General features: G+C 71.7%; 11 protein-coding genes. 6 read left to right on the top strand and 5 right to left on the bottom strand.

Features of this window, described 5'->3' with window-relative positions; all coding sequences use genetic code 11:
* The 3 genes from D7Y11_RS37485 to D7Y11_RS37475 all read left to right on the top strand — a co-directional run.
* Positions 1-387 (top strand): DUF2760 domain-containing protein (locus D7Y11_RS37485; protein ID WP_147470195.1); only part of this gene is annotated, 387 nt, incomplete at its 5' end.
* A gap of 88 nt (positions 388-475) precedes the next feature.
* Positions 476-2338: an Hsp70 family protein gene (locus D7Y11_RS37480; RefSeq protein WP_126936073.1), complete on the top strand. Its 1863-nt coding sequence runs from the start codon at positions 476-478 to the stop codon at positions 2336-2338.
* A 25-nt stretch (positions 2339-2363) separates the two neighbouring features.
* A complete protein-coding gene (locus D7Y11_RS37475) occupies positions 2364-5144 on the top strand; it encodes an Hsp70 family protein (protein WP_126936072.1) in 2781 nt (926 codons plus the stop codon).
* A gap of 150 nt (positions 5145-5294) precedes the next feature.
* Here D7Y11_RS37475 and D7Y11_RS37470 read toward each other — a convergent pair whose 3' ends face one another.
* The 3 genes from D7Y11_RS37470 to D7Y11_RS37460 form a co-directional block, all read right to left on the bottom strand.
* Positions 5295-5717, bottom strand: a complete 423-nt coding sequence (locus tag D7Y11_RS37470) for a hypothetical protein (RefSeq protein ID WP_120581247.1) — start codon at positions 5715-5717, stop codon at positions 5295-5297.
* Between the two features lie 232 nt (positions 5718-5949).
* A complete protein-coding gene (locus tag D7Y11_RS37465) occupies positions 5950-7746 on the bottom strand; it encodes a bifunctional UDP-sugar hydrolase/5'-nucleotidase (protein WP_126936071.1) in 1797 nt (598 codons plus the stop codon).
* A 51-nt stretch (positions 7747-7797) separates the two neighbouring features.
* Positions 7798-9072: a myxosortase-dependent phytase-like phosphatase gene (locus D7Y11_RS37460; RefSeq protein WP_120581033.1), complete on the bottom strand. Its 1275-nt coding sequence runs from the start codon at positions 9070-9072 to the stop codon at positions 7798-7800.
* A 139-nt stretch (positions 9073-9211) separates the two neighbouring features.
* On the opposite strand from D7Y11_RS37460, the gene gmd reads away from it, so the two are divergent.
* Together gmd and D7Y11_RS37450 are read left to right on the top strand one after the other, a co-directional pair.
* The gene (gene gmd / locus D7Y11_RS37455) at positions 9212-10183 is read left to right on the top strand and encodes a GDP-mannose 4,6-dehydratase (protein ID WP_120581034.1); all 972 of its coding nucleotides are present in this window, start codon (positions 9212-9214) and stop codon (positions 10181-10183) included.
* 1 nt (position 10184) lies between these two features.
* On the top strand, positions 10185-11108 hold the full coding sequence (locus tag D7Y11_RS37450; RefSeq protein ID WP_120581035.1) for a GDP-mannose 4,6-dehydratase: 924 nt from the start codon (positions 10185-10187) through the stop codon (positions 11106-11108).
* 17 nt (positions 11109-11125) lie between these two features.
* Here D7Y11_RS37450 and D7Y11_RS37445 read toward each other — a convergent pair whose 3' ends face one another.
* On the bottom strand, positions 11126-11860 hold the full coding sequence (locus D7Y11_RS37445) for a hypothetical protein (RefSeq protein ID WP_233607517.1): 735 nt from the start codon (positions 11858-11860) through the stop codon (positions 11126-11128).
* Between the two features lie 93 nt (positions 11861-11953).
* Between D7Y11_RS37445 and D7Y11_RS37440 the strand changes: the two genes are divergently transcribed.
* Positions 11954-12466 carry an NADAR family protein gene (locus tag D7Y11_RS37440; protein WP_126936069.1) on the top strand — a complete coding sequence of 171 codons (513 nt, stop codon included), beginning with the start codon at positions 11954-11956 and terminating at the stop codon, positions 12464-12466.
* On the opposite strand, the gene D7Y11_RS37435 is transcribed toward D7Y11_RS37440, so the two are convergent.
* Positions 12456-12909: NigD-like C-terminal domain-containing protein (locus D7Y11_RS37435; protein WP_126936068.1), on the bottom strand; the 454-nt coding region annotated here is incomplete at its 5' end. The two genes, D7Y11_RS37440 and D7Y11_RS37435, sit on opposite strands and share 11 nt — an antisense overlap.

Here is a 12909-nt window from a genome sequence, read left to right as displayed (position 1 = left end):
GAGCGCGAGCACGCCAGCGCCCTGTCGCTCCTGGCCATGCTCCAGCGCGAGGGCCGCTTCCTGGACTTCGTGCAGGAGAACGTCGCGGCCTTCCCGGACGCGGACGTGGGCGCGGCGGCCCGCATCGTCCACGAGGGCTGCCGCAAGGTGGTGCACCAGTACCTGACGCTCCAGCCGGTGCTGCCGCAGGGCGAGGGCGACAAGGTGACGGTGCCGCCGGGCTTCGACGCGCAGCGCATCCGGCTCACCGGCAACGTCGCCGGTGAACCTCCTTATGGCGGCACGCTCCGGCACCACGGCTGGGTGACCACGGAGGTGAAGTTCCCGACGGTCAGCCCCGCCATGGAGCCGCGCGTGCTGGCGCCGGCGGAAGTCGAGCTGGCCTGATGCCCGCCTGAGGAGCAGGCGGCGCATCCTCCGAAGTCCCCTTCCCTTCGAGGAACCACAAGGCCCCTTCCCGGGGTTCCTGACCGATATGGCCCGATACGCAATCGGCATCGACCTGGGCACCACGCACTCCGCGGTGTCCTACTTCAACCTCGAGGACGGCAAGCCGCGCGGCCCTTCGCAGTCCATGCTGCCCGTGCCGCAGGTGACGGCGCCCGGCACCGTGGAAGCGCGCCCGCTGCTTCCCTCCTTCCTCTACCTCCCCAGCGCGCAGGAGTTCCCGGAGGGCAGCCTCGCGCTGCCGTGGAGCCCGGAGCCGGGCGTCATCGTGGGTGACTTCGCCCGCTCACACGGGGCGAAGGTGCCCACGCGGCTGGTGTCGTCCGCGAAGAGCTGGCTGTCGCATCCGGGCGTGGACCGGCGCTCGGCGCTGTTGCCCTGGCAGGCGCCGCCGGAGGTGCAGCGCGTGTCGCCGCTGGATGCGTCCGCGCGCTACCTGCGCCACCTGAAGGAGGCGTGGGACCAGACCTTCGCCCGCGCGCAGGAGGAGTCCGGCAACGCGCTGTCGAAGCAGGAGGTCATCGTCACCGTCCCGGCATCCTTCGACGCGGCGGCGCGCGACCTGACGCTGGAGGCCGCGAAGGCGGCGGGCCTCGAGCACATCACCCTGCTCGAGGAGCCCCAGGCCGCGCTGTACGCGTGGCTGGAGGCGATGGGGGAGAACTTCCGCAGGCAGGTGCAGCCCGGGGAAGTCATCCTCGTGGTGGACGTGGGCGGCGGCACTTCCGACTTCTCCGTCATCACCGTGAAGGACCGCGAGGGCGACCTGGAGCTGCTGCGCGTGGCGGTGGGCGACCACATCCTCCTGGGCGGCGACAACATGGACCTCGCCCTGGCGCACACGCTCAACCAGCGGATGGCGGCGGACGGGCGCAAGCTGGACGCGTGGCAGTTCAACGGCCTCACCTATGGGTGCCGGCAGGCGAAGGAGACGCTGTACGCGGACGCTTCCGTGGACAAGGTGCCCATCGCCATTCCGGGCCGGGGCTCGTCGCTCATCGGCGGCACGCTGCGCACGGAGCTGACGCGCGAGGAGCTGGACCGCGTCCTCACGGACGGCTTCTTCCCGGTGACGGAGGTGGCGGACCTTCCGCGCACCGCGCGCCGCACGGGCCTGGCTCAGATGGCACTGCCGTACGCGCAGGATCCGGCCGTGACGAAGCATCTGGCGGCCTTCCTCACCCGGCAGGCGCAGGCGCTGGCGGCCAGCTCGGACTCGCCGGTGGACGTGGCGGGCAAGGCCTTCCTGCACCCCACCGCGGTGCTCTTCAACGGCGGCGTCTTCAAGGCCGGACCGCTGAAGGGCCGCGTGATGGAGGTCCTCAACCAGTGGCTCGCCGCGGAAGGGGCGCCCCCGGCGAAGGAGCTGGAGGGAGCGGACCTGGACCTCGCGGTGGCCCGCGGCGCGGCGTACTACGGCTGGGTGCGTCAGGGGCACGGCCTGCGCATCCGCGGCGGCACTGCGCGCGCCTACTACGTGGGCGTGGAGACGGCGATGCCGGCGGTGCCGGGCATGGAGCCGCCGGTGAAGGCGCTGTGCGTGGCGCCCTTCGGGATGGAGGAAGGGACGCAGGCGGACGTGCCTCCGCAGGAGTTCGGACTCGTCACCGGCGAGCCCACCAGCTTCCGCTTCTTCGCGTCGTCCGTGCGGCGCGATGACCGCGTGGGCGAGATGGTGGAGGACGTGGAGTCGGAGCTGGCGTCCGGGGGGCTGGAGGAGGTGGCGCCCCTCGAGACGACGCTGCCCGGACAGCCCACGCCCTTTGGCGACCTGACGCCGGTGAACCTCCAGGCGGCGGTGACGGAGGTGGGCACGCTGGAGCTGCGGTGCCTGGAGAAGAACGGATCCGGGCGCTGGAAGCTGGAGCTCAACGTGCGCATGAAGGAGTAGAAGGGGCCCCGCACACCGGAGGCGTATGCGAATCGTCGGCATCGACCTGGGCACCACCCATTGCGCGGTGGCATCCGTGGATCCAGGCAAAGGCTCGGGGGCGCCCGTCGAGGACTTCCCCCTGCCCCAGCTCGTCCGCCAGGGCGAGGTGGCCCCCCGCGCCCTCCTGCCGTCCACCGTCTACGTCCCCGCCGGCCACGAGCTGGCCCCGGAGGTGCTGCGCCTGCCCTGGGGCGATGACGGTGGCCCGTATGTCGTGGGCGAGCTGGCCCGCTGGCAGGGTGCGCGCGTGTCCGGCCGGCTCGTGTCGTCCGCGAAGAGCTGGCTGTGTCACCCGGGCGTGGACCGCTCCGCGCCCATCCTCCCGTGGGGCGCGCCCGCGGACGTGCAGAAGCTGTCCCCGGTGGACGCGTCCGCCCTGCTGCTCACGCACATGGCCCGGGCGTGGGACTTCGCGCACCCGGACGAGCCCCTGGCGAAGCAGGAGGTGGTCATCACCGTCCCCGCTTCGTTCGACGAGGCGGCGCGCGCCCTCACGGTGAGCGCGGCGCGCAAGGCGGGGCTGGAGAAGTTCACGCTGCTGGAGGAGCCGCAGGCGGCCTTCTACGACTACACCGCGCGCCACCGCTCGGACCTGGAGCAGACGCTGTCCCAGGTGCGGCTGGTGCTGGTGGTGGACGTGGGCGGCGGCACCACGGACTTCACGCTGGTGCACGCGGGCGTGTCGCCGGAAGGGCCCATGCTGCGGCGGCTGGCGGTGGGCGACCACCTGATGCTGGGCGGCGACAACATGGACGCGGCGCTCGCCCGGCGCATGGAGGAGAAGCTCACCCAGAACGGCCGGCGCCTGTCCGCCACGCAGTGGACACAGGCCATCCAGGCCGCGCGCACCGCGAAGGAGGAGCTGCTGGGGCGAACACCGCCGGAGAAGTACGGGGTGTCGCTCATCGGCGAGGGCAGCCGGCTCTTGGGCGGCACGCTGTCCACGGAGCTGGGCCGCGACGAGGCGCACGCGCTGGTGCTGGACGGCTTCTTCCCCCTGTCCTCACCTGTGGACCGGCCCCGGCGCGCGGCGCGCATGGCGCTCCAGGAGCTGGGCCTGCCGTACGTGCAGGACCCGGCCGTCACGCGGCACCTGGCGGCATTCCTCGCGCAGCACGCGGCGGCGGGCTTCACGGCACTGGGCGAGACGCCGTCGCACGAAGGCGCCCTGCCCCGCCCGGACGCCATCCTGCTCAACGGCGGCGTCTTCAACTCGCCGCAGATTTCGGCGCGGCTGGTGGACGCGCTGTCCGCGTGGTGGCCGCAGGCGCCGCGCATCCCGCTGCTCAAGCACGAGTCGCTGGAGCTCGCGGTGGCTCGGGGCGCGGCGTACTACGGGCTGGTGCGGCGCGGTCACGGCCTGCGCATCGGCGGTGGCGCGGCGCGCGCGTACTACGTGGGTCTGCAGCGCGGCCCGGACAGCGCGGAGCAGCCCACGCTGTGCCTGATTCCTCGCGGCTTCGAGGAGGGTCAGAAGGTGGACCTGGGCGAGCGCCCCTTCACGCTCACCCTGGGCCGGCCGGTGCAGTTCGCGCTCTACTCCACGACGAGCGACCGCATCGACAAGCCGGGGGACCTGGTGCCGCTGGCGGAGGACCTGAAGCCGCTGCCGCCCATCCACACGCTGCTCAAGGGCGCGTCCGGCAAGGTCAGCGACGTGCCGGTGCACCTGCAGGCCGCGCTCACGGAGATTGGCACGCTGGAGCTGTACTGCGTGTCGGACGTCGCGGACGAGCGCTGGCGCCTGGAGTTCGAGCTGCGCGGCACCGGGGGCTCGCACGAGCTGACCGTCACCGAGTCCATGCCCGCGCGCTTCGCCGAGGCGAAGGACAACGTGGAGCGCGTCTACGGCAACAAGCCGCTGCCCCTGGGCCCCAAGGACGTGAAGCAGCTGTCGCGCACGCTGGAGAAGGTGCTGGGCCCTCGCGAGACGTGGCGCGTGCCCGTGCTGCGCGAGCTGTGGAGCACGCTCTACGCGGGCGCGAGCAAGCGCCGCCGCACGGATGACCACGAGCGCGTCTTCTACAGCCTCACCGGCTTCAGCCTGCGCCCCGGCTTCGGCTACCCGCTGGACAGCTGGCGCGCGGAGCAGACCTTCACCCTCTTCGACGCGCTGGTGCAGCACCACACGGACAAGTCGGTGTGGACGGAGTTCTGGGTGATGTGGCGCCGCATCGCCGGAGGCCTCTCCGAAGCGCAGCAGCAGAAGCTGTACGGCTACCTCCAGCCGCACCTGGCCCGGCGCGTGCCGCCGGACGCGCCCACGCAGGGCGGCAAGGTGAAGGGCATCCAACCGGAAGGGTTGGACGAGATGATCCGCACCGCCGCCTCGCTGGAGCACCTGGCGCCGGGCGACAAGGCGGAGGTGGGCCGGTGGATCGCCGCGCGGCTGAAGGCCGAGTCCCGCTCCGGCGGCCCGTGGGCGTGGGCCCTGGGCCGGCTGGGCGCGCGCGTGCCGCTGTACGGCAGCAGCCACAAGGTCGTGGACGTGGAGACGGCGGAGGCGTGGCTGGAGCTGCTCCTGTCCCTGGATCTGCGCAAGGTGGATGGCGCGCCCTTCGCCGCCGCCCAGCTCGCGCGCCTCACCGGCGACCGCACGCGCGATCTGGATCCGGCGCTGCGCGAGCGCACGGCCCAGGCGCTGGTGGCCGCGAAGGCCTCCGACACCTGGGTCCGGATGGTGCGCGAGGTGGTGGCCCTGGAGGCGGCGGACGAAGCCCGGGCGCTCGGCGATACGCTGCCGGCGGGCCTGCGGCTGTCCTGAAGCAGGAGGCGGGCCGGCCGGGCGGATCATCGCCCGGCGGGAAGAGACCCTCCTGAAGGCTCGAAGCGAGCGGAGGCTCCGGGCAGATCCGTCACATGCGGGGCGCGAACAGTGCGCGCCCCAGCAGGGCGGATCATCCCAGGCGGTGAATCAGACCAGGGGGGTGGGCGTCGCGTCGGCCGCCGGGGCGTCGACGAGCGTCGGAGCCACGGGCGCGGCGTCGAGCGGCACGGCGGCGACGACCTGGAGCACGGGCTCCGTGGCGGCGACGGCGGGCACCTGGACGGTGGCGGCCTGGGACTCGTCCTTCTTCGGCTTCTTCGTGCCCGCGCCCGAGCGGCAGCCCCGGCACCACGGCTGGTTGCGGATGGCGCCGTCCGCCATCTTCCGCAGCCCGAACTGCGCCAGCGGCTTGAGCGTCTTGCACTTCAGACACATCAGCGAGATCAACACCTCGTGGCCGTCGGCGTCGTAGACGGAGGACTTGCGCCGCTTGCGCGGCTGGCCCGGCTCGCGTGCCTCTTTCTTCTCGGGCACGGCGGGGACCATCATCGGGGTCACTTTGTAGAGCATTTCTTCTGTCCCTCCCACGCACGGGCTCCAACCTGCTCGCGCTGGCTCAGGGCCGCGCCTGCAAGGGAACTCGCGTGCCCTAGAGTAGGGAGGTTTCCCTCCGTTGGAAACTGATCCCAGGCCGAAAATTCGGCCCTGGGCGCCATGTGCTGATCTTCCGCTGGGTTGCGCCGCGATCCAGCCCCAGCGGATCAGCACGGAGGGAAAAATTCCAACGCCGGCCGCGCTTTTTTCAGGGCTTCGCGTCCGTGCAGGGGCCCGCCGCCTTCACCAGGTGCACGCGTCCGAGCGCCGGGGGCTTCAGCGCGTTGCCGTGGGCGCGGCCGTACTCGGTGAGCACCTCGCGCAGGTCCTGCGCCTGCAACAGGTGGATACGCTCCTGTGGCAGCGTGGACGTCAGGGGCCCCACCCCGTCACCTCCGCGCAGGAGGAAGTCCGGCACCGCGACCCGGTAGGTCGCCTTCGCCTTCAGCGGCTTGCCGCCCGGCAGCGTCACGCCCTGGAAGCGCTCCGGGCCCGGGCACGCGCGCAGCGTCACCTCCAGGCCGGACACCGCGAAGACGCCCTTGCGGCCGCCGTAGGCCAGCGACAGGAAGCGGCGCAGCTCGTCCGCGCTCAGGTCCAGCACCGCGAGCGTGTTGTCGAAGGGCAGGATTTCGTAGAGCTTCCCGAAGGTGAGCGGCCCCTGCGGCAGGTCCGCCCGGATGCCGCCCGCGTTCATCACCGCCGCGTCGGAGCGGGCCGCCTCCCGCATCGAGTCCGCGATGAGGTTGCCCAGCGCGCTCTCGCCCTCGTAGACCTGGGGCATGCGGGCCCGGGTCTCCACGCCCACCGGGCGGCGCTGCTCCTCCTCCACGCGCGCCTCCGCGGGGGCCACCAGCGCCTCCACGCGGGCGTCCGGCGTCACTGGCTGGCCCAGGAACGTGGCCGGCACCAGCCGCACGTCCTTCGCGTCCCGCAGCACCAGCGGATCACAGGACTTCAGCGTGGCGTCCACGGCGCCGCACACCGGGATGGCGGCGTTGATGCGCGTGCGCTCGGGCAGCACGCGGTGGGTCACCGGATCCACGAAGAGGTCCACCACGCCGAACGAGCGCGCGAGCCCCGTCGTCTCGATGACCGGCACGTCGCCGAAGAAGTGCCCCATGACCTGGTGCGTGTGGCCCGCCACCACCGCGTCCACCGCGCCCTTCGGCAGCGCCTCCAGCACCGCGTAGATTTCGCCGTCGTCGCGCTCGCACCCGGACGTGTCTCGCGGGTTCGACAGGTCCGTGCACTTGCCGCCCGCGTGCGCGATGGCGACCACCACCTCCGCGCCCTGCTCGCGCAGCGACTTCGCGGCCTGCTTCGCGGAGTCGGCCAGGGACTCGAACCGCAGGCCCGCGACGTTCGCGGGGTTGGTCGTCTGCGGCGTCTGCAGCGTGGACAGGCCCAGCAGGCCCACCTTCACGCCCTTCACGGTGACGACCGTGGTGCCGTCGTTGCCCAGCCACGCCAGGGGGCGTCCGTCCTTCTCGCGTACGTTGGAGGACAGGAAGGGGAACCTGGCCTGCGCCACGCGGGCCTTGAGCGCCCCCAGCGGGTCCTCGTCCGGACGCGTGGCCACGGGCCCGGGGCCCACCGGCCCGTAGTCGAACTCGTGGTTGCCGATGGCGACCGCCGTGTAGCCCAGCAGGTTGTACACGTCGACGACGATGGCGCCCTCGCCCAGGTTGGACGCCAGCGTCCCCTGGAACAGGTCGCCGCCGTCCACCAGCAGCACGCCGCCCGGGTTGTCCTCACGCAGCCGCGCCACGTAGGACGCGAACAGCGCCGCGCCCCCCTGCTCCACCTTCTGCCCGTCCGGCAGCGTGGCGCGGTGGGGCATCACCCAACCGTGGAAGTCGTTGGTGCCCACCACCGTGAGCCGCACGGGCTCGGCCGGGGCGGGCGCGGGGGGCGGGGTGTTGGCGGGTGCGGGCGTCGGGCCGCCCTTGCAGGCGGAGGCGAGCACCGCGAGCGCGAGGACGGAGGAACGGAAGGAGCGCATGGGGCGCGCACTTCATCCCGCCCCCCTGTCGCTTTCAACCCGCTTCGAGCGTCAGCTCCGGCGCCGGCGGCCCAGGAGCGACATGGCCAGCAGCCCCAGCGTCGCGATGGCCGGCACCGACGTGCTGGTGCACCCACAGCCGCTGTCGTCGTCGGTCCCGCCGCCACCGCCATTGGGGTTGCCGTCGCCCGGATTGACGATGACGCCGCCACCGCCGTCGTTGCCGGTGCCGCCGTCCACGCCGCCGTCCACGCCGCCGTCCGCCGGCTGCTGCGCGATGATGAGCGGCGGCGAGAACGCCCGCGCCACGTTGCCCCACGAGGTGAGCTTGAGGTTGTCGGTCAACGTGCTGCTGCTGACGCCGTCATGCGCGACGAAGAGCCCCTCCGGGAAGGCCGTGCCCAGCGCGCCCGAGTAGGCCACCAGCCCGCGCGACTGCTCCACCGCGTCCGTGCCGCCGTCCTGCACCAGTTGGAACGCGCCCACCCGGCCCAGCGTGCGCCGGTCGAAGACGACGAAGGTGTTCGCGCTCGGATCCGTCGCCACGAGGTAGCCGTCCACCCCGGACGCCTCGTACAGCGCGAGGCGCCCCACGGACGTCAGGCCGCCGTCCCCCAGGCCCACCACCTGCGTGCCCAGGATGCCGGCGTCCGCGTCCGCGCCGTAGCGGTAGAGCCCCTGCCCCTGCTGCGCCACGTAGAGCGCGCGGTACGCCGGGTCCACCGCCAGTCCCAGCACCGTACCGGCCGGGATGTCCCGCACCGGGGTCCCCGTGACGCCGCCGTCGGTGGGCGTCAGCGCGAACTGCCGCAGGCCGCCAGCCGCGAGTCCACCGAAGGCCTGGATGGTCCCATCCGCCCCGCGGGCCAGCCGCACCGTCGCGTAGCTGACGCCCACGTCCAGCGGGGCCACCGTGGGTGACAGGCGGGTGAGCCCGCCACCATCCGCCGTGGCATCCATCACGTAGGGAACGAGCCCCGACAGCGTGGGGTTGGCGCTGAGCACCAGCGCCGCGTTCGTACCGCCCGCCAGCGGGAAGCCGCCCAGCACGTCCACGCTCACGGACGTGCCCTCGGTGTTGCCCTGCACCTCCCCGCCGTCCAGGGCGTAGGTGAACAGGCCGTTGTTCTGGTCCGCCGTGATGAGTCGGCTCGCGGCCGGGTCGGCCGGGTTCACCCACAGGGCCACGTCGTTCACGGTGCCGCCCCCGGAGCGCGCTCCGGGCTGGGTCTGCACGGTGTAGGGCACCGCCACGGGAGCCGTCTGGGCCCCCGCCGCCGTGCTCATGAGCACGACCGTCAATGCAGGGAGGGAGAGGTTGCGCATGGGCGGCTCCTGGGCAGGTCGCTCCCTACCTAGGCATGGGCACGTCACTCTTCAAGTTCCCTGAAACCCTGGAACGGTTGGCAGACGGCGAAAGCCTCGGGTACAACGAACAGCGTCTCCCAGCGAACAGACAAGGGCCATGGCCAAGCGCGCACTCATTACTGGCATCACGGGGCAGGACGGCAGCTATCTGGCGGAGCTGCTCCTCAAGAAGGGCTACGAGGTGCACGGCATGGTGCGCCGCTCTTCCGAGGAGAAGTTCGAGCGCATCGCGCACCTGCAGGGAAAGGTGACGCTGCACCAGGGCGACCTGCTGGATCAGTTCTCGCTCGCGGCGCTCTTGAACCTCACCCAGCCGGACGAGGTCTACAACCTGGCGGCACAGTCCTTCGTGCCCACCAGCTGGAACCAGCCGGTGCTCACCGGTGAGTTCACCGCGCTGGGCGTGACGAAGATGCTGGAGGCCATCCGCCACACCCGCCCGCAGGTGCGCTTCTACCAGGCGTCCTCCAGCGAGATGTTCGGCAAGGTGCTGGAAGTCCCGCAGTCGGAGGACACGCCCTTCTACCCGCGCAGCCCGTACGGCGTGGCGAAGGCGTACGGCCACCACATCACCGTGAACTACCGCGAGTCCTTCAAGCTCTTCGCGGTGAGCGGCATCCTCTTCAACCACGAGTCGCCCCGCCGTGGCCTGGAGTTCGTCACGCGCAAGGTCACGTACAACGTGGCGCGCATCAAGATGGGCCTCCAGGACACGCTGCCCATGGGCAACCTGGACGCCAAGCGCGACTGGGGCTTCGCGGGCGACTACGTGGACGCCATGTGGCGCATGCTCCAGCAGGAGACGCCGGAGGACTTCGTCGTCGCCACCAACGAGACGCACACCGTGCGGGAGCTGGTGGAGATCGCCTTCTCGCGCGTGGGCCTGGACTACCAGAAGCACGTGAAGATCGACCCCGCGTTCGTGCGCCCCGCGGAGGTGGACCTGCTCATCGGCAAGTACGACAAGGCCAAGGAGAAGCTCGGCTGGGAGCCCACGGTGCGCTTCAAGCAGCTCGTGGAGATGATGGTCGACGCGGACCTGGAGCGAGTGAAGGCAGGACAGCGGTAAGATGCGCGTCCTCGTCACGGGAGCGGATGGATTCGTCGGCCGTCATGCGTGCGCTGCCCTTCGGGCGGCCGGCGATGAAGTGGTGGAGGTGCACGGGCCTCGCGGCGAGGGCATCAGCAGCACCGCGTTGCACTTCGACATCGCCGATGAGGCGAAGGTCAAGGCGGCGGTCTCCGAGGTGAAGCCGGACGCGGTGCTGCACCTGGCCGGCTTCAGCTCGGTGGCCAAGAGCCACCAGAACCCCGCGCGCGTCTTCGCGGTGAACACCATGGGCGTGGTGCACCTGCTCACCGCCCTGCGTGAGAGCGCCCCCAAGGCGCGAGTGCTGCTGGTGGGCTCCGGTGAGGTGTACGGCCCCGTCGCGGAAGGAACGCGCGCCGAGGAGTCGCACCGGCACGTGCCGCTCAGCCCCTACGCGGCGTCGAAGTCCGCGGGGGAGCTGGCCGGAGAGCAGTTCTTCCGCAGCTACGGCATGGAGGTCATCCTCGCCCGGCCCTTCAACCACCTGGGCGCGGGGCAGGACCCCACCTTCGTGGTGCCGTCGTTCGCGGCGCAGATCCGCGCCATCGCGCTGGGCACGGTGGACCCCATCCTGCGCACGGGCAACCTGGACGCCATCCGGGACTTCTCCCATGTGAAGGACGTGGTGGACGCGTACCGGCTGCTGCTGCTCAAGGGCGAGGCCGGCCAGGCCTACAACGTGGGCAGCGGCGAGGGCCGCACCATCCGCAGCCTGCTGGAGGAGATGCTCCAGCTGTCCGGCGTGCAGGCGAGCATCGAGCTGGACCCGGCGCGGCTGCGCCCCTCGGACATCCCCAGCCTCGTGGCGGACCCGGGCAAGCTGCGCGCGCTGGGCTGGGACCCGAAGCTCACCGTCGCGGATGCGCTGCGCGACGTGCTGGGCCCCCGGGTGGGCTCGCACTGACGCACCGCTGGCGCGCCTTACGTAGGGCGCGCCAGCGACTGCCACGCCTCCAGGCGCCGGTCCAACGCGGTGAGGGCCCACAGGTCCGCCGCGTTGCCCGGCTTCACGGCGGCCAGGTCCCGCTGGAGGTACTCGCGGGCCTGCACCTCACCCCACTCCGACAGGATGCGCAGGGCCATCAGCGACGGCTTGCGCGCGACGAGCCGCAGGAGCACGTCCTGCACGCGCGGACTGCGCTCCGCGTCCGCCAGCCGTTGCACGGCCTCGTGACGGCCCTCAGGCGTGGAGTCCTCCGCCTCCAGGGGTGCGGCCAGCTCCGCGAAGCGCGCCTCGTCCAGCAGCGCCGCGGGGCGCCGGCTCTCCCAGTGCTCCACCGTCACGGTGGTGCGGCCCCGGGCCACGCACTCGCGGCGGATGCCGTCGTTCTTGAGCACGTCCAGCACCCGCTCCGGCGAGGGCGTGCCGCCCTCCACCGTGCGCAGCGCGCGCTGGGACAGCATGGGGGACTGGCCCAAGAGGTGCGTGCGCAGCACCGTGGCCTCCACCGTCTTCTCGTTGCCGGGCGGCACCCGGTCCCACTTGAGGAACACCTCCGCGATGCCGCGCTCGCGCACGTACCAGCGGTACTCCAGCCACACCGCGCCACCCCGCTCCGCGAAGCGGGGGTCCGAGGGCTCGTGGAGGCGAGGCGCACCCTCCCGCGTACCGGTGAAACAGCGGTCCAACAGCTTCTGGGCTTCTTGAAGTCGCATGGGGAGCGGACGGCCATTGTAGGGCCCCCAGTCAGGTTCCTCCATCGCCGCACGTTCGTGTCATAATTACACGAAGATTTCAGGAGGCCTGGGATGGGCACGACGACGACGGCGCGGTTCACGTTCTTCTGGAAGGAGGACTCCTTCTTCTCGCAGTGGCACCCCTCCGTCTTCACGGTGGACGGCGTGCGCTACACCTGCGCGGAGCAGTACATGATGGCGGGCAAGGCGCGCCTGTTCGGTGACACGCGCGTGCTGGAGCAGATGCTGTGCGCCGCTACGCCCAAGCAGCACAAGGCGCTGGGCCGCAAGGTGACCCCGTTCGACGCGGCCCTCTGGGAGCGCGAGCGTGAGCGCATCGTCTACGAGGGCAACCACGCGAAGTTCACCCAGCACCCGCACCTCCTGGAGGCGCTGCTCGCCACGGCGGGCACGGAGCTGGTGGAGGCCAGTCCCCTGGACCGCATCTGGGGCGTGGGGCTCTCCGCGGAGGACCCGCGCATCCAGGACCCGTCCACGTGGCGGGGGCTGAACCTGCTGGGCAAGGTGCTGACGCGCCTGCGCGAGGACCTCCTCGCGCAGGGTCATGCACCTGTCAGAACTTGAAGTTGGCGGACTGGTCCGGCACGCCGTTGAAGTCCAGGTGGAGCGTGGCGTGGTCGCCGTGGCCCTTCTCGCTCCACTCCTGCTTCAGCGTGGACAAGTCAAAGGCCAGCTCCTTGTAGACCATCGCCTTGCACCGGTCGTTGTTCGCGTCGTGGAGCAGCGTGAGCTCCGCGCGCGGCTCGCCCGCGGCCGTCTTGGTGAAGCGCCCGTCCCACGCGAGGCCGTAGCGGTGCTCCTTGCAGCCGCCGCCGTGGCGGACGTTGAGCGTGAGCACGTTGCCCTTCACGCTCTGCGATTCAATGCCGAGCGGGTCGCGGGGCGCGGGCGTCTCCGTGATCTCCAGGGGCATGACGATGGGCGCCTCCTGGTTCTCCGCCTCCGCCGCGGGCGACTCGGCCTTCTTCTCCGGGGGCGTCACGGGGGTGGGCGGCGCCTCCTCCTGC

The sequence above is a fragment of the Corallococcus sp. AB018 genome, assembly GCF_003986945.1.
In the GTDB taxonomy this organism is placed as follows: domain Bacteria; phylum Myxococcota; class Myxococcia; order Myxococcales; family Myxococcaceae; genus Corallococcus; species Corallococcus exiguus.
Note: the sequence above shows the minus strand (reverse complement) of the source record. Positions and strands in the feature narration are given on the sequence as shown.

Coding starts and splice junctions, on each gene's coding strand:
- D7Y11_RS37445 (WP_233607517.1), bottom strand. CDS start 11,860: ATGCGACTTCAAGAAGCCCAGAAGCTGTTGGACCGCTGTTTCACCGGT.
- D7Y11_RS37470 (WP_120581247.1), bottom strand. CDS start 5,717: ATGCTCTACAAAGTGACCCCGATGATGGTCCCCGCCGTGCCCGAGAAG.
- D7Y11_RS37465 (WP_126936071.1), bottom strand. CDS start 7,746: ATGCGCTCCTTCCGTTCCTCCGTCCTCGCGCTCGCGGTGCTCGCCTCC.
- D7Y11_RS37440 (WP_126936069.1), top strand. CDS start 11,954: ATGGGCACGACGACGACGGCGCGGTTCACGTTCTTCTGGAAGGAGGAC.
- D7Y11_RS37475 (WP_126936072.1), top strand. CDS start 2,364: ATGCGAATCGTCGGCATCGACCTGGGCACCACCCATTGCGCGGTGGCA.
- D7Y11_RS37460 (WP_120581033.1), bottom strand. CDS start 9,072: ATGCGCAACCTCTCCCTCCCTGCATTGACGGTCGTGCTCATGAGCACG.
- gmd (WP_120581034.1), top strand. CDS start 9,212: ATGGCCAAGCGCGCACTCATTACTGGCATCACGGGGCAGGACGGCAGC.
- D7Y11_RS37450 (WP_120581035.1), top strand. CDS start 10,185: ATGCGCGTCCTCGTCACGGGAGCGGATGGATTCGTCGGCCGTCATGCG.
- D7Y11_RS37480 (WP_126936073.1), top strand. CDS start 476: ATGGCCCGATACGCAATCGGCATCGACCTGGGCACCACGCACTCCGCG.